Below are 20552 nucleotides of genomic sequence, written 5' to 3' on the forward strand. Positions count from 1 at the left end.
GTTCGCACAAGAACAGGGCCGGACGTCCACCTCGCGGTGGTGTCCGGCCCTGTTCGTGTCTGCGGTGCTGTCGGGTGTGGTCGATCAGCCCTCGACCGCACGTCCGATCACGGTCTTGCGGATCTCGAGGGTGAGTCGATCGCGCAACCCGCTGGGTGCCTGGTCGCCACCGCACTTGCGGCTGATCAGGCTCTTGAGCTGCGACTCGATGCCGTAGTGCTCCAGGCAGCTCGAGCACCCGTCGATGTGGGACTGCAGGCGACCACGCACCTGCTGGTCACATTCGTTGTCGAGCAACAGCCACACATCGGCGATGACCGCCGAGCAGTCGAGTTGCTCGAACTCGGCCGCCTCGTCTGCTGTCTGCTCGTCGGGGCGGGCCCGTCCGGTGTCACTCATCGGGTCGCCTCCTTCGCTGCGTCGGTGCCCACGGGGTCGGCACGCCGGAATCCGCGCTCGAGGGCGACATCGGCCAACAGCTCACGCAGCTGCTTGCGGCCGCGATGCAGGCGCGACATGACGGTCCCGATCGGGGTGTCCATGATCTGCGCGATCTCCTTGTAGGGCAGGCCTTCCACGTCGGCGTAGTAGACCGCCATCCGGAAGTCCTCGGGCAGTGCCTGTAGCGCCGACTTGATGTCGTCGTCGGGCAGGGCGTCGAGGGCTTCGATCTCCGCCGAGCGCAGACCGGTCGAGGTGTGCTCGGCGCTGGCCGCGAGCTGCCAGTCGGTGATCTCGTCGGTCGGGTACTGCGCAGGCTGACGCTGACGTTTGCGGTAGCCGTTGATGTAGGTGTTCGTGAGGATCCGGTACAGCCACGCCTTGAGGTTGGTGCCCGCCTTGAAGGAATGGAAGGCCGAGAACGCCTTCACGTACGTCTCCTGGACGAGGTCCTCGGCGTCGGCGGGGTTGCGCGTCATCCGCAGGGCAGCGCCGTACATCTGATCCAGCAGCGGCAGCGCGTCACGCTCGAAACGGGCACCGCGCTCCTCGGCGGTCTCCGCCCGCTCGGGTTCGGCCACGGTCGACTCGCCGTCTGCCACCACCGATCGATCGGATTCGGTCACGAGGGTCCCTCCGCGCTCTGCCCCGTAGCGGGACGTCCGAGGCGCCATGGTGTGCGGGCGCCCGTCGTCCGAGCCTACCGATGGGCTCGTCTCGACGAACATCAGCACCGGCGCACCCCCGCCCACAGGCCGGTCCAACACCTGCGTACTCATATGCTCCCTTTCGCGTCGACACGGTCACACATCTCGATTCGATGACGGCGCGGTGAACGGATCGTCCGCGTTCGCCTCGAAACGGTGTCGATGGCTTCAACCCGTGCCCGCGCACGATTGTTCCGTTTCGGTTCACCCCGCGTGTAACCCCGGCGCTAGCGTTGCCGACCATGAGCGCGATGACCCCGGCGGTGGCCGCCGCCCGACGGGCCGGCGTCGAGCACCGGATCCACCGCTACCGAGCCGATCCGCGGGCCACGTCGTACGGCGACGAGGCCGTCGAGCACCTCGCCGACACACTCGGGGTCGACGCCGGTCAGATCCTCAAGACCCTCGTGCTGTCACTGTCGGGTGGTGGGGACGCGGCCGGGTCGCGCGCACGGTTCGCGGTCGCGGTGCTGCCCGTCCCACGGCGACTGTCGCCGAGAGCGGTCGTCGCCGCACTGTCGGATCCGTCGATCTCCCGTGCCGAACTGGCCGAGCCCGCCGCGGCGCAGCGGGTGACGGGCTACGTGCTGGGCGGTGTGTCGCCCCTGGGGCAGCGCACGGCGCTGCCCACCGTGATCGACTCCTCGGCACTGGCGTGGCCGACGGTGCTGTGCAGCGCGGGACGCCGGGGACTCGAGATCGAACTCGCTCCCGCCGACCTGCGACGACTCACCGACGCGGTGGTCGCCGACATCTGTTCCTGACAGGGCCCGCTAGAGCAGCGTCCCCTGCTCGGGGAGCTGCTCCGCCGAGCTGTCGACGGGGTCGAGGAGTTCGGGACCGTTGTTGGCCACCCGGTTGACCAGCGGAGCCACCTCGCGGAGGTCGATCGCATCGACCAGTTGCTCCGACGGCGGCGCCAACAGCGTGTCCGGCGGCGGGTTGTCCGGGTCGAGCCAGGCGTCCCAGTGATCGCTGGGCATCACCAGCGGCATGCGGTCGTGGATGTCGCGGAGCGGTCCGACCGCGTCGGTGGTGATGATGGTGCAGCTCATCAGCGGGGTTGCGTCGCGGTCGGCGTCCTTCGGTCGCCACGTGGTCCAGAGCCCGGCCATGAAGAGACGGGTCCCGTCCACCGGGGACATGAAATACGGCGTCTTCGTGGGCTTGCCGTCGGGTCCGGTCCCCTTGCGCCACTCGTACCAGCCGTCCATCGGCACCAGGCACCGCCGACCTTTCAGCGAGGTCCTGAACGACGCCTTCTCGGCGACGCTCTCCGCGCGGGCGTTGAACAGCAAGGGGCTCTTCGCGAGATCCTTCGTCCACGCCGGGACGAGACCCCATCGCATCGCGCGCACACGCAACGCGGGATCCCCAGAGGAATCCCCACCGTCGGGGTTGTCGTGATCATGACGCCGGACCACCGTCATCACCGTGGTGGTGGGCGCCACGTTGTAGTTCACCCCGGGACGCGAGGGGCCGCGCGCCTCGCCCGTCGTTCCGGTGTCGGGCCGGTTCGGGGTGACCTCGTCGATGGCATCGAGTTCGGCCGCGAGCAACGCGGGATCGGTGGTCACCGCATAACGTCCACACATGACCTCCATGGTGTCACCACGACCGGGGAGACTGCGCCGCAGATTCGTCGACCGCGCGGGGGGTCCGTTGCCCCCGGAACGGGCCTCGGCGCGATTGTCGGCGTACATCTACGGGACCCTGCTGGCCTTGGCCGCGGTCGTGGTCGTCGATCCCGCGGCCGTCGAGAACGGCTCGGCGGTGCTCGTCGTCCTGGGCACCACCGCGACGACCTTCCTGGCGCATGTGTTCGCCGAGATCGTCGCGGGTCACAGCATCCCCGAGGCGACAGCCCACCTCGAGGAGCCGGTACGTCGCCGCGTCGCCCTCGAGGAATTGCGCGACGCGGTGCCGATCGCCTCGGCCGGCGCGTTCCCCGCGTTCTTCCTGGCGCTGGGGTGGCTCGACGTGCTCGACCCGACCTGGGCCGTCGTGCTCGCCGGGGCCGGGCCGGTCCTGCGGATGGCGCTGGTGGAGGTCATGATCACGCGGATCCGTGGCCGGCGACCGACCCTGCGCGTCCTCCTCGGCGGCATCGGCATCGCAGTGGTCGCCGCGGCGATCGTCGCGGCGAAGGTGCTGCTCACGCACTGACGTAACGTTGCGCCGATGCCGGACATCGCATCGCAACCACCGCCCGCACACCCCGGGCCGGTGGCGTTCCTGCGCTACCTCGCGGGCCGGCCGCTGCCGGAACCGATGCGGGCCTGGGTGCGGCGCGATGTGGTGGGACCGGGTCACGTGCGGCGCTACATCACGCGCGGTCTGCTCCCGTTCGTCCCCATCTTCATCGCGTTCGCCTTCGTGCCCGGACCGGTCATCTACCGCCTCGGCATGATCGGCATCCTGCTGTTCCCGCTGGTGTACTTCCAGATCGCACTGACACCGTTCTACCGCCGACACCTGTTGCGCAGCAACGGACTCGACCCCGAGCTCGTCGGCGCCCGTGCGCAACGCCGACGAGACGCCACGCGCGCGGACTACGACGCCATCTACCGCGACCGTCGCGCGCCCTGACCCGCCCCGATCAGCCGTGGGTCAGGCGATGCCGACCGGGAAGTTCAGGGGCAGACCGGTCTCGCCGACACCGACCTCGATGAGCTCGTAGAGGTTGGGCAGCGGGGTGAAGTTCGCGTGGTTGGTGACGATCAACGAGGTCCCGCGGAACGCCGCGGACGCCGGTGTGGAGAACGGTGTCGACCGCAGGTACCGCTGCGGCAGCGGCGGCAGTGCGTCGAGGGTGGCGCCGGTGTTCGGGTCGACCACGGTGACCGAATTGTCCAGCGGGTTCGAGATGGGCAGGTAGATCTTGCCGCTGCGCCCGATGACGAGCCCGTCCCCCAGTCCGGTGATCGCCACACGGTCGAGTCGTCCCGGCCCGCCGGAGGCGGTTACGGGAAGTCGGTACACCACGCCGTGGCCCGCGGTCTGGAGACTCGACACCGACAGCGTGTTGACGAACACCAGGCGGCCCTGGGCATCGAACTGCATGCCGTTGAGGCTGTAGATCGACGCGAAATCGGGGTTCTGGTACCAGATCTGAGCCGCGCCGCCGCCGGCCGGGACCTTCCAGATGGTCGCCTGGTTCAGGTCTGAGACGTACATCGTGCCGTCGGCGGCGAAGGTCGCCCAGTTGGGCCACGCCTGACGGTCGAGAATGCCGGGCTCGCACGGCCGGCCCCGCGCCGCCGAGCAGAGCGGGAGGTCGGCGAAGGTGGCGTACACCTTCTGCGCGCCCGTGGCCGGATCGATCCGCACCGCCCGCGCGCCGCTGTAGTCCAGGGCGTAGACACGACCGTCGCCGTCGAGGGTGATGCCGTTGACACCGTGCTCGGCGGGGCGGTGACCGACGAGGCTGTAGGTCTTGAGGAGCTTGCCCGCGGCGTCGTAGTGCCAGACGTCGGCCGAGGAGTTCGGCCGGTTCGATCCGGTCCACACGCTGCCGTCGTTGGGGTCGATCGCGATGCCCTCGGGTTGCCCCGGCGCCGGCACGCGGGCGAAGTCGCGGGCCTGACCGTAGGCCAGCGGCGGGCCGGGCTCGGGCGCCGCGGCCGCGGGTCCCGCTCCGACAGCGAGCGACGCCACGACGGAGATCGCGGCCGCGACAAGACAAGTGGTGATCGAACCGACGGTTCGCTGGGTGCCCCGGAGAATCATGAGCGCTGACGCTACCCCGGGTCGCACGTGGCAGTCTCTGCGCCGACGCCCAGACATCGAGAGACCGTGTTGTGGTCTTTGACAGGATTTCTCAACATCTGTCACGTATCTGGCACAGTGACCCGGACCACTGTCCGTAGTGAACGTCGGGAGAGAAGAACATGAGATCGCTGTCGCGCGCCGTCGTCGTGGCGTTGTCCGTCATCACCATCGCTGGATCGGTGACCACAACCGCCGCCGCCGGCCCCTCCGTGGCCCCGGCAACCGTGTTGGGCTCGATCTCCGACGGGCCGGGCAGCTTCAACGTCTACCGCACCGTCGACTCCGGCAAGCAGGCCACCACCGTCGACGACGACGCGTGCAACGCCTATTTCGGCTTCCCCCGCCGGTTCACCGTCCTGCAGCGCCTCGACGCCCGGCTCTACACCTTCACCAACAGCGCCACCACCGGCTTCCTGACCGATCCGACGAAGTCCGACGTCGGTCCGATCTACGTCTGCGGCACGCTCGGACTCGACGGGCAGTCGATCTACGAGCAGTACTCGCGGGCAACCGCGCCCGGTATCGGGCCGCTGACCATGAGCGGGCCCTGCGGTCTCACGCCCTACATCGCCGAGGGTCGCGGCGGTGCCGACTGCGTGCAGCGCATCAACCCCAACGCCAACGGCGTGACCGGCGGTGTCGCGAGCAGCAACTCCGTCACCAACCCGATCCGGTTGCCCGGCGGCACCACCGGGTCGCTGTGGACCTTCTACACCACGGGCACCCCCAAGGCGCCGGTGAACGCCCCCACCACACCGCAGGCCCCGGACACCGGATCGGTGAAGTATTCGGTTGGCCGCGAGGTCAACTCGATCTCGAACGGAGCCAAGGCGGGCTGCCCCGGCGGTGTCCGCACCACGAAGATCCACGCGATCTCGGTCGATGCCGCCACCGGCGCCATCGCCGGTGAGCCGTCGGCGACCACCGCCGCCGACGCCTCGATCTGCTACCAGAAGGCGGGACTCCCCGACTTCGGCGCGACGCTCACCATCTCCATCCGCGGTATCGCCCTGACCACCACGAACGGCGGCCACTGCCGACAGAGCGCGTTGCCCGGCACCGCGTCGCGCCAGCAGACCTGCGGCTTCGCCCTCCCGGCGAACTACGGCCGCGGCCTCACCGGCGGTCTCGTGACCCTCAACGGTGTGGTGCCGCCGAACGATCCGGCCGGTTCGGTCAACTCCGCGGTCTGGACCGTCAGCGTGTTGGGATCGATCAAGCCCGCGTTCTAGACCGACGGGTCCGCGACCCCTCGACGATCGGGCCCCAGCGGGTCGAACACCCGCTGGGGCCCGATCGCGTTCTGCCCCAGTCGATCCCCGGGGTTGGCCAGGGCGCAGGTGCTCAGCGACAGACATCCGCAACCGATGCAGTCGGTGAGGTTGTCGCGCAGGCGGGTCATCTCGTCGATCCGCGCCGTCAGATCCGACTCCCACGACCGCGACAGGCGAGCCCAGTCACGCTTCGTCGGCGACCGACCCGACGGCAGTTCGTCGAGCGCGGACCGGATCATCGCCAACGGGATACCGACGCGTGCCGAGATCCGGATGAACGCGATGCGCCGCAACGTGTCGCGGCTGTAGCGGCGCTGGTTACCCGAGGTGCGCCGGCTGGCGATGAGGCCCTCACGCTCGTAGAAGTGCAGCGCCGACACCGCCACACCACTGCGGGCGGCGAGTTGCCCGACCGTGAATTCCTTGCTCTGCGCAGGTGTGCTCATCGGCGACGATGCTACGACTTCTCCCCCACCCGCGCGTGGGACAATCGGATCGTGATCTCGACGAACCCAAGCGCCCCGTACGCCGCACCGATGGCCTCCCGCCCGGTCGACGCCACGGTGAGCGTGCCCGGTTCGAAGTCGATCACCAACCGTGCGATCGTCATCGCCTCGCTCGCCGACACCCCGAGCACCCTGACCGGCGTCCTGCGCAGCCGCGACACCGACCTCATGCTCGACGCGGTCGCCACGCTCGGCGTCACGGTCTCCCCCGATCCGGCCGACCCGACCACCGTCACCATCACTCCCGGCACGCTGACCGGCGGACACGTCGACTGCGGGTTGGCCGGGACCGTCATGCGTTTCGTGCCGCCGATGGCCGCGCTCGCCCACGGCACCGTGACCGTCGACGGCGACGAGCAGATGCGCGCCCGACCGGTCGACACCATCCTGTCGGCGTTGCGCGACCTCGGCGTGGCCGTGGACGGCCGCGCACTGCCCTTCGGTATCGCAGGCACCGGCTCGGTACGCGGCGGCGAGGTGACCATCGACGCGTCGTCGTCGTCGCAGTTCGTCTCCGGGCTGCTGATCTCGGCGGCCCGGTTCGACGCGGGCATCACCATCCACCACGTCGGGAAACCGGTTCCCTCCCAACCGCACATCGACATGACCATCGAGATGCTGCGGACGGCCGGGGTCACCGTCGACGACAGTGTGGCGAACACGTGGCGCGTGGTCCCCGGAACCGTGGCGGCCGTCGACTGGCGGATCGAGCCCGACCTCTCCAACGCGGCGGCGTTCCTCGCCGCGGCAGGCGCCACCGGGGGCAAGGTCTCCATCCCGCTCTGGCCCGACCACACGACCCAACCGGGCGCGCAGATCGTCGATGTCCTCGTGGAGATGGGCGCCACCGCGCACATCGACGACGGCGTGCTGACCATCCGCGGCCCGCGACAGCTGTCGGGTCTCACCGCCGACCTGCGCGACATCGGTGAACTGACCCCGACCATCGCAGCCCTGTGCGCACTCGCCGACTCGACCTCGGTGCTGTCGGGGATCGCGCATCTGCGGGGTCACGAGACCGATCGACTGACCGCCCTCGCCACCGAGATCACCCGTCTGGGCGGTCGGTGCACCGAGACCTCCGACGGGCTGCGCATCGAACCCGCACCCCTGCACGGCGGTCTGTGGCACGCCTACGCCGATCACCGCATGGCCACCGCGGGCGCCCTGCTCGGCCTCGTCGTCGACGGCGTGGCGGTCGACGACATCGCCTGCACGGCCAAGACCATGCCGGACTTCCCCGCGATGTGGCAGCGGATGCTCGCCGGGACGGATCAGTCCTGAGCGGGCGCCAGCTCGACGAGACCGACGTCCGGATACGTCCGGGCAAGGGCAGCCGACCGCGCACCAAGACGCGGCCGGCGCACGACGACGCCCTCGAGGGGATGGTCATCTCCGTCGACCGCGGGCGATGGGGCTGCGTCCTCGACGGTCCCGACGCGACGCGCGTCGTCTGCATGCGCGCCCGCGAACTGGGCCGTACCCCGATCGTCGTCGGCGACCGCGTCGGGGTGGTCGGCGACCTCAGCGGAACCGTCGACACCCTCGCGCGGATAGTGCGCGTCGACGAACGCTCGTCGGTCCTGCGACGCACCGCCGACGACACCGACCCCTACGAGCGGGTCGTGGTCGCCAACGCATCCCAACTGCTGATCGTCACCGCACTCGCCGACCCGCCGCCGCGGACCGGCTTCGTCGAGCGCGCCCTCGTCGCGGCCTACGTCGGCGGGCTGTCGCCCATCCTGTGCCTCACCAAGTCCGACCTCGCCGACGCCGACGAGTTCCGCGCGGCGTTCGCCGACCTCGAGCTGCCCGTCCTCATCGCCGGACGCGACGATCCGCTCGAACCGGTCCTCGACACGCTGCGGGGCCACGTCAGCGCACTCATCGGCCACTCCGGGGTCGGCAAGTCGACGCTGGTCAACCGCGTGGTGCCGGACGCGTACCGCGCGGTCGGGGTGGTGTCGGGGGTCGGCAAGGGACGGCACACCTCGACGCAGTCGGTCGCGCTGGAACTGCCCGGGCGACAGGGCTGGGTGATCGACACCCCCGGCATCCGATCGTTCGGACTGGCCAACGTCGCGCCCGACGACCTCGTGAACGCGTTCGGTGACCTGCGCGACGCCATCGACGAATGTCCGCGCGGCTGTACGCATCTGGGACCGCCGACCGATCCCGAGTGCGCGCTCGACTCGTTGACCGGCGAGGCCGCACGGCGGGTCACCGCGGTGCGCGCGCTGCTCTCGGCGGTGGTGCACACCGACGGGCACGATTCGCCGCGCGGTTAGACCCGACGGTCACCGGCGGTGGTGCCGCGGGACGTCGTCAGGCCGAGGCGGCGACGGCGCGACGGCTTCGACGCGCATCGGCGATGGCCGTCTTGAGGCCACGGCGCAGGGTGCCGCCGCGCTCACCGACCGCCGCCGTCACGGCGGGCACGGCGAAGCGCCGCTCCGATGCGGTCTCGGGCGCGTCGTCGGCGGTGGCCGTGAGGAATCGGTCGGGCAGCGCCAGCTTCCAGATGGTGCGCAGCGACAGCCAGTACTGCCGCGGCAGCGAACCCGTCGTGTAGGGCAGGTCGTAGCGGGCGCAGATCTCACGGATCTCGCGACTCATCTCCGCGTACCGGTTGCTCGGCAGGTCGGGGAAGAGATGGTGCTCGATCTGGTAGCAGAGGTTGCCGCTCATGAACGCCATGGCCTTGCCGGCCTTGAAGTTGGCCGTCCCCAACATCTGTCGGAGATACCACTGGCCCGGCGTCTCGTTCTCGATCGACTCGAGGGTGAACTTCTCCGCACCGTCGGGGAAGTGGCCGCAGAAGATCACGACGTAGGTCCACAGGTTGCGCGCGAGGTTGGCGGTGAGGTTCGCCGAGAGGGTACGTCCGGCACGCTTGCCCGACAGCGCGGGGAACAGGACGTAGTCCTTGGTGAGCTGACGACGGACCTTGTGGAGGAACGGCATCACCTGGGGCTTCGCGTCGGCCCACGAGCGCTTGCCCGACACGACGTCCTTGAGCGCGAGATCGTGCAGCGCGATGCCCCACTCGAACGTCGCGGCGAGGAAGACGTTGATGAACGGCCCGCCGAGGTGCTTGGCACGCCACGGCTCGTCACGGGTGATGCGCATGACGCCGTACCCGAGGTCCTCGTCCATGCCGATCACGTTCGTGTACTTGTGATGGACGACGTTGTGCGAGTGCTTCCAGTCCGGCGCGGCGCACACCATGTCCCACTCCCAGGACGACGAATGCACCTCGGGATCGTTCATCCAATCCCACTGCCCGTGCATGACGTTGTGCCCGAGCTCCATGTTCTCGATCATCTTCGCGACCGCGAGCAGTGCGGTGCCCACAACCCATTCCGACCGGGTCTTGTTGTTCCACAACACGAGTCGGCCCGCGGCCTCCACGAGGCGCTGCGCGGTGATGGTCCGACGCAGATACCGGGCATCGCGCTCGCCGCGGTCGGCCTCGATGCGGCGACGCATCGCGTCGAGCTCACGTCCAAGCTCGGCGACGTCGGCCTCGGAGAGGTGGGCGTAGGTGTTGATGTCGGTGATGGCCATGGGCCGGGCTACTCCTTGTGGCGTGCTCCGCACTGTGTGCTCGCACGCGGATCGGGTGCTCGCTTCATTGTCCACATCGCGCAGTCGTTACGCCACCGTGACCTCGAGACGGCCGTGTCAGCCTGCGGTGTGTTCGGGCGTGTCGCGGCGTCGGTCAGGCGGCGCGGTCGGTGCCCCGGGCCGCCGGGACCAGACGTGACACCTTCGCGAGTGCGCCGTCGCGTCGACGCGCCCGTGCGGTCGCCATGGCGCTGCGCAGACCCCGTCGCTTACCGGTGACCGGGTCGATGGTGGCGACCAGACGGACGGCGGAGTCCTCGCGGAAGCGCTCCTCCGATGCGGTCTCCGGTGCGTCGTCGCGGGTGTCGCGCAGGTACTTGTTCGGCAGCGACAGCTTCGCGATGGTGCGCCACGACTTGGCGTACTGCACCGGGAACGGGCCGATCGTGTACGGCAGGTCGTACTCCTCGCACAGCGCCTTGACCTCGTGGGAGATCTCGCGCAGACGGTTGCTCGGCAGGTCCGGGAACAGGTGGTGCTCGATCTGGAACGACAGGTTGCCGCTCATGAACGCCAGCACCGGGCCACAGTGGAAGTTGGCGCTGCCCAGCATCTGCCGCAGGTACCACTCGCCCTGGGTCTCGGAGTCGACATCCTGCTTGACGAACTTCTCGGCGCCGTCGGGGAAGTGACCGCAGAAGATGATCGCGTTCGACCACACGTTGCGGATCGCGTTGCCCATCAGGTTCGCCGTGAGGGCGGCGCGCCATCCCGACCTCGACCGGGTGACCGCACCGGCGAGCGCCGGGTACACCACGTAGTCCTTGAGGATCTGACGACCCACCTTCTCGCCGACCTCGCCGAGCTTGCGATCGAGCTCGGCGCGGTCGAAGTCCTTGCGACCGATCTTGCCGAGCTCGAGGTGCTGCAGCGCCACGCCGTATTCGAAGCCGAGCGCCAGGACGGTGTTCGACAGGATGTTGGCGAGGTAGATCGGGTGCCACCGCTGGTCGCGGGTGACGCGCAGCAGGCCGTAGCCCACGTCGTCGTCCATGCCCAGCACGTTCGTGTACTTGTGATGCAGGTAATTGTGGGTCTGCTTCCAGTGCTCAGACGGACCCGCGTTGTCCCACTCCCAGCCGGTCGAGTGGATCTCCGGATCGTTCATCCAGTCCCACTGGCCGTGCATGACGTTGTGGCCGATCTCCATGTTCTCGACGATCTTGGCGACACCGAGCGCCGAGGCGCCCAGCCACCACAGCGGCCGGCGTCGCGCGCCGACGGTCAGCGCGCGACCGGTGACCTCGAGGGCGCGCTGGAACCGGATGGTGTTGCGGATGTACTTCGCATCACGCTCTCCGCGGACCTCTTCGATGCGGGCACGGACGGCGTCGAGACGGCGTCCGAGTTCGGCGACGTCGCTTTCGCTGAGGTGCGCGTACTCGGGGACGTTCTTGACTGCCACGATGACTCCTTCGGCGCCGGAACTGCTGACCTACGAAAGCGTAGGTTACGGAACCGTAGGCGTCCAGGGGTCGTCGTAGATGTGTACGAGGACACATCTCGGACTAGTAGTTCCTGGCGTCGAGCCCAACCCGGTCGGGCGCGCACCGGCGCAGCACAGATGCCCTGGTGCTCTGCCGTCAGAGCAGTTCGAGCAGGAACGGGAGCTCCTGCGTGGCATACCAGGCGAGGTCGAAATCGTCGACGTCGCCGATCGCGAGCTCGGCGTCCTCGTCGCCCAGGTCGGCGTCGTCGATCACCTCGATGGCCGCGGCGACGGCGGTCTGGGCCTCGGCCACGTCGACGTGCACCGACGCGATCGCCGAGCGTGGCACCGAGGGGTCGATCTTGACCACCGCGACGTCGAGGTCGGGGCGCAGGGTGACCGGTTCGATGTCGGCGGCGACGACCACCCGCCGCAGCGGCAGGGCCGGCTCGTCGGGGGCACGCGTGTCCGCCTCGGCGGCCATCAGCCGCAACGACGCCCGCGCGGCCTCCCGCATGGCGGCCTCGGCGAGTTCCTCGTCGTCACCGGAGGTGTAGGACTCCCGCAGGCCCGGGGTGAGGGCGAAGGCGGTGCCGCCGACGGAGTCGAATTGCCCCGATGACTCGATCGTGGCCAACATCGCCAACGTGGCCGGTAGGTACACCCTCACTCGACTGCTCTCCTCGCATCTGGTTGATCGATCACCGGGTCGTCACCGGCAGCTCGTCGAACGACTCGGCGAGGAACTCGGTCATGGCACCGAGATCCCACATGATGTCGCGGTCGGCGTTGAAGGCGAAGAACACCTCGCCGTTGTAGGAGTTCAACCCGATCGCGAGTGCGCGCTGCGGCACCAGTGCCGGAACCGGATAGATCTCGGTGATGCGGTTGCCCGCCAGGTACTGCGGGGCGCCGGGTCCGCGCGCGATGCTGACGGGGACGTTGAACGACCGCCCCGACATCGACGCAGCGGCACGCGAGCTCATCGCGTGGAACGTCGCCGGTCCCACGCGCTGGGTCGCGGCGACGGTGAACTCGGGCAGCCAGGCGCGTGTCCCCATCGACATCCGGCGGGTGGAGTGGGAGTGCCGCTCGGTGAGATGGGCGATCTGCGACAGGCGCACGGTCGGATTGGGCTCGCCGACGGGCAGATCGGTGACGAAGCCGCGCAGGCCCTCCGCCATCCACTCGGCGTCGCTGCTCAGTTCGTCGGACTTCGTCGATCCGGCCTCGACCCCGGCGGTGTAGGCACTGAGCGGGACCATCACCCGGACGGTGGCGTGGGCGTCGACGGCGAGATCGCGCGACAGCAGCCAGCGACGCAGGGCGCCGGCGATGGCCGCGAGCACCACGTCGTTCACGGCGCAGTCGTGCGCACGGGCGATCTGCAGACACCGCACCGCGGGTACCGACGCCACGGTGAACCGCCGGGTGCCGGTGGTCGCGCCGTTGAGCGGACTGTCCGGCGCGGGATCGGTGGCGAGCTGCATCACCGAGCCGATGCGGCGCAGCGAACCGGTCACCACCGAGGTGACCGTCGAGACCGGAGCGGAGGCGACCCGCGCGACCGGCGCCGACCGCACCGTCTCGATCAGCTCCCACGGCCGCGTGACCACATCGGCGATCGCGTGGACGACCAGTGCGCCGCTGCTGGGTTCGGCGTCGGGCAGCCACAGGTCCTGCGGGGTCTCGGGGTGCACCGGTTCGTCGTCGACGATGACCTGGTTGATCTCCAGGGCGTCGCGACCGTCGACGAGGGCGCGGTGGGTCTTGGTCAGCACCGCCATCCGGTTGTCGGCGAGCCCTTCTACGAGATACATCTCCCACAGCGGACGGTGCCGGTCGAGCGGCCGCGACATGAGTCGCGCGACGAGGTCGTGGAGCTGGTCGTCGGTCCCCGGGGTCGGCAGCGCCGAACGCCGCACGTGATAGGTGATGTCGAAGTCGTTGTCGTCCACCCACACCGGGCGGGCGAGGCCGAAGGTCACCTCGCGCACACGCTGCCGGTACCGCGGTACCGAGCCCAGACGGCTCTCCACGGTGGCCAGCAGTCGGTGGTATTCGAGGTGGGTTGCACTGCGTTCGAGGACGAGCAGCGATCCGAGATGGGTCGTCGACCCCTCTTCGTCGCGGTAGTAGAAGGTGGCGTCCTGCGGGGAGAGTCGGTTCACCGGGGTCCACACCGCCTTCCTGATCCTTGTGCGACCCCATCCTCCCAGATCGACCGCCCGGCTCAGACGGTGGTGATGTTGACCAACGTCCACCGCAGCTCGGTGACGCGCGGACCGCCCGGGACCGTCGGACGGATCCGCGTGGGCACCCGCGCCACCCGCGCGGCGACGGCGTGGACCCGGTTCCCGCGGCTGTAGCTCGCGGTCACCTCGGCAGCATCGGGACCCGACCACTGCAGGTGAACCCGCAGCAACGACGCTGTCGGCGGGCGGCGACCACCCGTCACCGAGGACGGTGCGGATCGGTGCATCAGGGCCGTCACCTGATCGACGATGTGGGGCGCGGCCACCGCCCCGAGGTGTGCCACCGGGCGGCGTCGGTCGATGACCTCGAGCACGCGGGTGAGTGCGGAGACGGCGAACGCACGCGCCGAGGGATCCACCCGGTCGGCGACCGGGGCGCCCACGGCGGGCGCAGGCGGCCGCTGCCGCGATGTCGCGGGCCCGACCACGCGCGCCACGCCCCTCGGCCCCGTCGCCGGTGTCACCGACAAGGGCTCGGGTTCACACTGCGGAATGGGTCCGATCAGCCAGCCCGTGTCGACGCCGCCCTCCCGGTCGCGCACCGCGACCGTGCCTGTGTCCGTCATGAGCCCCACCCATCGTCCGTGGCGAGCCGACCGGCTGGGTGTCTCCCGCCGACGAGTCGAGTTCGCGCACCTCTTTCGACGCGGCCGCGGGCCGAACGGTTCCGCCGTCGCCCGTCGCAAAGCGCTTAGCATGGCTCAGGTGATCCGCAAGAGTGTCTGTGCCCTCGTCGCGACGATCGGTCTCGCGGCCGCCACGGCCGCATGTTCATCGGGATCCGACACCCCGGCGACGACCACGACCGTCACCGTCATGTCGAACGCCGACACCCGCCCGGTGTCGCCCGACCAGGGCGTTCCCGGGTCTCCGACCGCCGACCCGGGATCGGTGGGCACGTCACCGGCCGACGCGACGGGTGTCGCACGGTGCCGCGCCGCCGACCTGGTGGGCACCGTGACGAATCGGGGCGGCGGAACGGCGGGACCGGAGTACGGGACGCTCGCACTGACGAACACCGGATCAACCGCGTGCACCGTGACGGGTTACCCGGGGGTCTCGTTCGTCGGCGACGGCAACGGCAAGCAACTCGGTGCGGCAGCGGTCCGCGACGGCTCGACGGTGGTGACGTCGTCCATCGCTCCACGCGGCGTGGCCACCGCACGACTCGAGATCGCCGAGGCCGGGGACTTCCCCGGCTGTGACCAGGTCCGCGCGGACGGGCTGAGGATCTATCCGCCCGGTGACCGTGACGCGCTCTTCGTACGGACGACGTATTTCACCGCCTGCCGATCGATGTCCGCCCACCTCCTCACAGTCGGCCCCTTGCGCTGAACCGTCCCGGCTCACGCCGGGAACGTTCCGAAGAGACGAATCCGCCCCCGCGACGATGGTGTCTGTCGCGGGAGCGGATCGGTGATGCGGGAGGGCGTCAGCGCTTCTTGCGCGCCTTCGGCGGCTTGGTACCGGCCGTGCGGGTCCCCGACCGTGCCGCGGCACGACGCTCGCGACGACTCGCCGAGACGCCCGCGGTGTCGGCGCCGTCCGCGATCTGACGGGTGCTGCCGTCCTCGGCGGGACCGGTGTAGACCAGGTCCTGCTGCTCGTCGTCGAAGCCGCGTGCCCGCAGCGCCGTGGGAGCCGCCGACTTGGTCATGGCGACCGCGCTCTGCGCCTCCTCGGTGGGCAGGGGTCGCGGGGCGACCGGCGGGGCGACGGGCGCGGCGGCCGGCGCCGGGGCCTGCTCGGACGGCGCGGCCTCGACCGCGACGTTGAACAGGAAGCCCACCGACTCCTCCTTGAGGCCCTCGAGCATCCCGGAGAACATGTCGAAGCCTTCGCGCTGGTACTCCACGACCGGGTCGCGCTGGGCCATCGACCGCAGGTGGATGCCCTCGCGCAGGTAGTCCATCTCGTACAGGTGGTCGCGCCACTTGCGATCGAGGACGCTGAGCAGGATGGTCCGCTCGAGCTGACGCATCGCACCCTCGCCGGCCATCGCGTCGATCTCGGCCTCACGCTTGGCGTACGCCTCACGCGCGTCGGCGACCAGCTTCTCGGTCAGCTCCTCGGCCGAGACGTCCTCGCGCTCCCCGAACTCGTTCTCGCCGACGATCTCCTTGTAGTCGAGCTCGATCGGGTACAGCGTGCGCATCGCGGTCCACAGCTGCTCGAGATCCCAGTCCTCGACGTATCCGACGGCGGTGGCGCCGGCGACATACGCCGAGACCACGTCGTCGATCATCCGCAGCACCTGCTCACGGTGGTCCTCGCCCTCGAGGATGGTGCGACGCTCGCCGTAGATGACCTTGCGCTGCTCGTTCATCACCTCGTCGTACTTGAGGACGTTCTTGCGGACCTCGAAGTTCTGCTGCTCGACCTGGGTCTGGGCGCTGCGGATGGCCTTGCTGACCATCTTCGCCTCGATCGGCACGTCGTCGGGCAGGTTGACGCGGTTCATGATCGACTCGAGCGCCGCACCGTTGAACCGACGCATCAGCTCGTCGCCGAGGGACAGGTAGAACCGCGACTCACCCGGGTCACCCTGACGACCCGAACGGCCGCGCAGCTGGTTGTCGATGCGGCGCGACTCGTGACGCTCGGTGCCCAGCACGTACAGGCCTCCGGCCTCACGGACCTTCTCGGCGTCGGCGGACACCTCGGCCTTCACCGATTCGATGACCTCGTCCCACGCCGCCTCGTACTCCTCCGGTGTCTCCACCGGGTCGAGACGCTGCTTGCGCAGACGCACGTCGGCGATGACGTCGGGGTTGCCGCCGAGCACGACGTCGGTGCCACGACCGGCCATGTTGGTGGCGACGGTGACCGCGCCGGACCGACCGGCCTCGGCGATGATCTGCGCCTCCTGCTCGTGGAACTTCGCGTTGAGGACCGTGTGCGGGATGCCGCGCTTGGTGAGCTGGCGCGCCAGGTACTCCGACCGCTCGACGCTGGTGGTGCCGATCAGGACCGGCTGGCCCTTCTCGTGCCGCTCGGTGATGTCGTCGACGACCGCGGCGAACTTCGCCTCCTCGGTCTTGTAGATGAGGTCGGTCTGGTCGGCGCGGATCATCGGCTTGTTGGTCGGGATCGGCAGCACGCCCAACTTGTAGATCTGGTCGAGTTCGGCGGCCTCGGTCTGCGCCGTACCGGTCATGCCGGCCAACTTCTCGTACATGCGGAAGTAGTTCTGCAGCGTGATGGTCGCCAGGGTCTGGTTCTCGGCCTTGATCTCGACGCCCTCTTTGGCCTCGATCGCCTGGTGCAGACCCTCGTTGAACCGGCGTCCGTCGAGCACACGGCCGGTGAACTCGTCGACGATGAGGACCTCGCCGTTGCGGACGATGTAGTCCTTGTCGCGCTCGAACAGCTCCTGGACCTTGATCGCGTTGTTCAGGTAGCTGACGAGCAGCGAGTTCGACGCGTCGTAGAGGTTCTCGATGCCGAGCTGGTCCTCGACGAACTCCACCCCGGCCTCGTGCACACCGATGGTCTTCTTGCGGATGTCGACCTCGTAGTGCACGTCCTTCTTGAGGTGCGGCGCGATCCGGGCGAACTCGGTGTACCACTTGCTCGAGCCGTCGGCCGGGCCCGAGATGATCAGCGGGGTACGGGCCTCGTCGATGAGGATCGAGTCGACCTCGTCGACGATGGCGTAGGCGTGGCCGCGCTGCACCAGGTCGGCCAGCGAGTGCGCCATGTTGTCGCGCAGGTAGTCGAACCCGAACTCGTTGTTGGTGCCGTAGGTGATGTCGGCGGCGTAGGCCTCGCGACGCTGGTCGGGCGTCATGCCGGTGAGGATGACCTCGGTCTGCAGGCCGAGGAAGCGGTGCACGCGTCCCATCCACTCGGCGTGGAACTTCGCGAGGTAGTCGTTGGTGGTGACGACGTGGACGCCCGCACCGGTCAGCGCGTTGAGGTAGGCCGGGAGGACACAGGTCAGGGTCTTGCCCTCACCGGTCTTCATCTCGGCGATGTTGCCGAAGTGCAGGGCCGCGCCGCCCATGATCTGGACATGGAACGGCTTCTGACCGAGGACGCGCCAGGCGGCCTCACGGGCGACGGCGAACGCCTCGGAGAGCATGTCGTCGAGCGCCTCGCCCTCGCTGTACCGCTCGGTGAACTCGGCGGTCTTGGCGCGCAGCTCGGCGTCGGTGAGCGCCTCGATCTCGTCGGACAGCGACTCGACGTGTGTCGCGATCGCGTCCAGACGTTTGACCATCCGGCCCTCGCCGACTCGCAGCATCCTGTTGAGCACTGTTGATCCCTCTGTCCGAATTTTCGTGGCTGTGTGGCTTGTGGGTTGCGCGCGCACCCCGATGGGTACGGCCGCAGATCCCCACCATGGTACTGACGGGGTCCCGACACGACGCAGCCGCGACGGTTCTCACCGCCGCGGCTGCGTGTCAGGGGTGCTCAGGCCAGACGGACCGACACGGAGGCCGGAGGCCGCTAGGCGAGACGAATGAGTCCGTAGTCGAAGGCGTGGCGGCGGTAGACCACCGAGGGTCGGTCGCTCTCCTTGTCGTGGAACAGGAAGAAGTCGTGGCCGACGAGTTCCATCTCGTAGAGCGCGTCGTCGACGGTCATCGGGACCGCCTCGTGTTCCTTCACGCGCACGACCTGTCCCGGGGCGTGGTCGTCGAAGGCATCGGCGGGGTCGGTGGAGACGGCGGCAGCGGTGTCGGTGAGATCGAGTGTCTCGATGTCGGCGGTCGCCTCGGCCACCGACACCGGGGTGCGCAGGCCGTGGTGGACGCGGCGTCGGTCCTTGGTGCGTCGCAGTCGCGACTGCAGCCGGTCGACCGCGGATTCGAGGGCGGCGTAGAAGTTCTCCGAGCACGCCTCGGCACGCACCACGGGGCCCTTGCCCCGCACGGTGATCTCCACGCGCTGGCAGACCTTGGCCTGACGGCGGTTGCGCTCGTGGTGCAGTTCGACGTCGAAGGCGTAGATCGTGGGGTCGAACCGCTCGACGCGGGAGAGCTTGTCGCCGACGTGCACACGGAAGTGGTCGGGTACCTCGACGTTGCGGCCGGTGACGGTGACGGTCGCGACCGGCTGACCGGGGATGTGGTCAGGGTCGGCGGACACGAAGGCCGAGCTGCGGTCGAAGGGATCGGGGGCCGCGGGCGCCTGATCGGCGCGGGGCGGGGTGTGCGGGGTGGACGGCTCACGGGGGGTCGGTACAGGGCGCTGGGCGGGGTTGCTCGCCCGGGGCGCCGCATCGGTTCCTGCGCGGGGGGTCGTGTTCAACACGGTCGACACTCGGTTACCTCCTGGTCTGGGGTGTTCCGCGGGCGTCGCGACTCGGGCGAACGAGATGTCGCACGAAAGGGATCGCGGCCGGCCACGGTCGGGGTCGGTGCCGCTGCTCGGCGGGGGCCGGTGTCCGACCTCCGTTGTCGCGCAGACGTCTCACGAACGGGCGTGAGATCGATTGCATCGCAACGACACTTCTGGGGGGAGCGGCCTCACCTCCACAGGTCGGGCGATGGTGTTCGATCACCGCCGACGTGCACCACGCCGTCAGCGCGGGCTGGTCGTCATCACCGGCCGGCACGATGCGTGACGTCGACGAGTGTGTCCCTCAACGTAGTCGCTGCGACATGGCGTCGCCATGATTTGCGGGTCAACATTTCATCGAGTTTTCATGTCGATCCGTTGACCTCACCGCGTGTCGTGCGGTGTGTCGCGCCGGACATGTCGCGTTCGGGCGCTGTCGCCGATCGGCTCGGGACCCGGCTCAGGCACCGGCGACCACGAGGACCGCGTGGACCCCGACGCCGGCCGCCGCGAGCACCCGCAGTGACTCGGTCGCGGTGGCTCCGGTGGTGAGGACATCGTCGAGCAGGACGACGGTGGTGTCGGGCGCCCGCAGCCGCGCCAGCGAGGAGGATCGCGCGGTGAGCGAGATCGCGTGCGCGAGGTTGTCCACACGCGCCCGCGCGGACAGCCCGGCCGAGTCCTGCGCCCACATCGACGTGCGGAGCGCACCGACGACGCCGACCCGCGGGCCGAGGAGGTCGGCGGCGGACCGCGCGATGGCGGTCACCGGGTCGCCACCGCGGCGACGTGCCGCCCACCAGCGGGTCGGTGCGGGGACCAGGATCAGGGAACCGGTCGTGTGCGGCAGCTCCGACCACGCCGCGAGTCGGACGAGGTCGCGCGCCACGGCCGCCCCGAGGATCGGCACCAGGTCACCCCGGCCGTGCTCCTTGAGCGCCAGCACCGCGCCCCGGCACGGTCCGACGTAGCGGCCGACGGCCCAGGTGCTCACCGGCGGCGGCACGCGCGGGCTCAATTCGACGGGGTCGTCGCGCAGGGTCGCGTCGCACCTGTCGCACCAGCGCGTCCCCGGGCGCGCACATCCGCCGCAGTGCAGCGGTACCGCCAGGTCGGCGGCGGCGTGGGCGACCTCCCGGACACCGTCGAGCCACAGGGGCCATCGCGCCATGCCGCGATCATCGCCGGGACGGCCTGCCGCCTCGCTCCCATCCGCCGGTACGGGCGGGGTTGTGCACAGGTGCCCGTTCCCGCGG

The 20552-nt window shown here is 69.5% G+C and carries 20 protein-coding genes; 7 read left to right on the top strand and 13 right to left on the bottom strand.

Annotated elements, in window-relative coordinates:
• Positions 1–84: 84 nt before the first annotated feature.
• Both rsrA and ASG12_RS17265 read right to left on the bottom strand, forming a co-directional pair.
• A complete protein-coding gene (gene rsrA / locus ASG12_RS17260; protein ID WP_082080308.1) occupies positions 85–399 on the bottom strand; it encodes a mycothiol system anti-sigma-R factor in 315 nt (104 codons plus the stop codon).
• Positions 396–1115, bottom strand: coding sequence for a sigma-70 family RNA polymerase sigma factor (locus ASG12_RS17265; RefSeq protein WP_082502212.1), 720 nt, complete (start codon positions 1113–1115; stop codon positions 396–398). The genes rsrA and ASG12_RS17265 overlap by 4 nt, the downstream gene beginning before the upstream one ends.
• A 275-nt stretch (positions 1116–1390) precedes the next feature.
• Between ASG12_RS17265 and ASG12_RS17270 the strand changes: the two genes are divergently transcribed.
• Complete coding sequence (locus ASG12_RS17270) at positions 1391–1912, top strand: aminoacyl-tRNA deacylase (RefSeq protein ID WP_055792412.1); 522 nt, start codon at positions 1391–1393, stop codon at positions 1910–1912.
• 9 nt (positions 1913–1921) lie between these two features.
• Here ASG12_RS17270 and ASG12_RS17275 read toward each other — a convergent pair whose 3' ends face one another.
• Complete coding sequence (locus ASG12_RS17275; RefSeq protein WP_055793788.1) at positions 1922–2743, bottom strand: SOS response-associated peptidase; 822 nt, start codon at positions 2741–2743, stop codon at positions 1922–1924.
• Between ASG12_RS17275 and ASG12_RS17280 the strand changes: the two genes are divergently transcribed.
• A complete protein-coding gene (locus ASG12_RS17280) occupies positions 2742–3314 on the top strand; it encodes a hypothetical protein (RefSeq protein ID WP_055792414.1) in 573 nt (190 codons plus the stop codon). The two genes, ASG12_RS17275 and ASG12_RS17280, sit on opposite strands and share 2 nt — an antisense overlap.
• 15 nt (positions 3315–3329) lie before the next feature.
• Complete coding sequence (locus ASG12_RS17285) at positions 3330–3737, top strand: DUF5313 family protein (protein WP_055792416.1); 408 nt, start codon at positions 3330–3332, stop codon at positions 3735–3737.
• Positions 3738–3758: 21 nt separating this feature from the next.
• On the opposite strand, the gene ASG12_RS17290 is transcribed toward ASG12_RS17285, so the two are convergent.
• On the bottom strand, positions 3759–4805 hold the full coding sequence (locus ASG12_RS17290) for an SMP-30/gluconolactonase/LRE family protein (protein WP_162243437.1): 1047 nt from the start codon (positions 4803–4805) through the stop codon (positions 3759–3761).
• A 233-nt stretch (positions 4806–5038) separates the two neighbouring features.
• On the opposite strand from ASG12_RS17290, the gene ASG12_RS17295 reads away from it, so the two are divergent.
• Complete coding sequence (locus ASG12_RS17295) at positions 5039–6151, top strand: hypothetical protein (RefSeq protein WP_055792421.1); 1113 nt, start codon at positions 5039–5041, stop codon at positions 6149–6151.
• On the opposite strand, the gene soxR is transcribed toward ASG12_RS17295, so the two are convergent.
• Positions 6148–6639: a redox-sensitive transcriptional activator SoxR gene (soxR, locus tag ASG12_RS17300; RefSeq protein ID WP_055792424.1), complete on the bottom strand. Its 492-nt coding sequence runs from the start codon at positions 6637–6639 to the stop codon at positions 6148–6150. The genes ASG12_RS17295 and soxR overlap by 4 nt on opposite strands.
• Positions 6640–6729: 90 nt before the next feature.
• On the opposite strand from soxR, the gene aroA reads away from it, so the two are divergent.
• Positions 6730–7983 (top strand): 3-phosphoshikimate 1-carboxyvinyltransferase, encoded by a 1254-nt coding sequence (aroA, locus tag ASG12_RS17305; protein WP_055792427.1) that lies wholly within the window; start codon positions 6730–6732, stop codon positions 7981–7983.
• Positions 7947–8987, top strand: coding sequence for a ribosome small subunit-dependent GTPase A (gene rsgA / locus ASG12_RS17310; protein WP_235457375.1), 1041 nt, complete (start codon positions 7947–7949; stop codon positions 8985–8987). Before aroA ends, rsgA begins: the two co-directional genes overlap by 37 nt.
• Positions 8988–9024: 37 nt before the next feature.
• Here the strand turns inward: rsgA and ASG12_RS17315 are convergent, their stop codons facing one another.
• From ASG12_RS17315 to ASG12_RS21795, 5 genes are all read right to left on the bottom strand, one after another.
• Positions 9025–10266, bottom strand: a complete 1242-nt coding sequence (locus ASG12_RS17315; protein ID WP_055792430.1) for a fatty acid desaturase family protein — start codon at positions 10264–10266, stop codon at positions 9025–9027.
• 154 nt (positions 10267–10420) lie between these two features.
• Positions 10421–11731, bottom strand: coding sequence for a fatty acid desaturase family protein (locus tag ASG12_RS17320; protein WP_045823626.1), 1311 nt, complete (start codon positions 11729–11731; stop codon positions 10421–10423).
• A 178-nt stretch (positions 11732–11909) separates the two neighbouring features.
• Complete coding sequence (locus ASG12_RS17325) at positions 11910–12425, bottom strand: DUF6912 family protein (RefSeq protein ID WP_055792433.1); 516 nt, start codon at positions 12423–12425, stop codon at positions 11910–11912.
• A 31-nt stretch (positions 12426–12456) separates the two neighbouring features.
• Positions 12457–13926: a wax ester/triacylglycerol synthase family O-acyltransferase gene (locus ASG12_RS17330; protein ID WP_055793791.1), complete on the bottom strand. Its 1470-nt coding sequence runs from the start codon at positions 13924–13926 to the stop codon at positions 12457–12459.
• Between the two features lie 62 nt (positions 13927–13988).
• Positions 13989–14576 carry an Rv3235 family protein gene (locus ASG12_RS21795; RefSeq protein ID WP_055792437.1) on the bottom strand — a complete coding sequence of 196 codons (588 nt, stop codon included), beginning with the start codon at positions 14574–14576 and terminating at the stop codon, positions 13989–13991.
• Between the two features lie 139 nt (positions 14577–14715).
• Between ASG12_RS21795 and ASG12_RS21800 the strand changes: the two genes are divergently transcribed.
• A complete protein-coding gene (locus ASG12_RS21800; RefSeq protein WP_156378161.1) occupies positions 14716–15345 on the top strand; it encodes a DUF4232 domain-containing protein in 630 nt (209 codons plus the stop codon).
• A 97-nt stretch (positions 15346–15442) separates the two neighbouring features.
• On the opposite strand, the gene secA is transcribed toward ASG12_RS21800, so the two are convergent.
• The 3 genes from secA to ASG12_RS17355 form a co-directional block, all read right to left on the bottom strand.
• Positions 15443–18268, bottom strand: coding sequence for a preprotein translocase subunit SecA (gene secA, locus ASG12_RS17345; protein WP_055792443.1), 2826 nt, complete (start codon positions 18266–18268; stop codon positions 15443–15445).
• A gap of 194 nt (positions 18269–18462) precedes the next feature.
• Complete coding sequence (gene hpf, locus ASG12_RS17350) at positions 18463–19269, bottom strand: ribosome hibernation-promoting factor, HPF/YfiA family (RefSeq protein ID WP_235457384.1); 807 nt, start codon at positions 19267–19269, stop codon at positions 18463–18465.
• 487 nt (positions 19270–19756) lie between these two features.
• On the bottom strand, positions 19757–20467 hold the full coding sequence (locus ASG12_RS17355) for a ComF family protein (RefSeq protein WP_055792448.1): 711 nt from the start codon (positions 20465–20467) through the stop codon (positions 19757–19759).
• Positions 20468–20552: the final 85 nt, after the last annotated feature.

Origin of the sequence: Williamsia sp. Leaf354, assembly GCF_001424365.1 — a bacterium.
Classification (GTDB): domain Bacteria; phylum Actinomycetota; class Actinomycetes; order Mycobacteriales; family Mycobacteriaceae; genus Williamsia_A.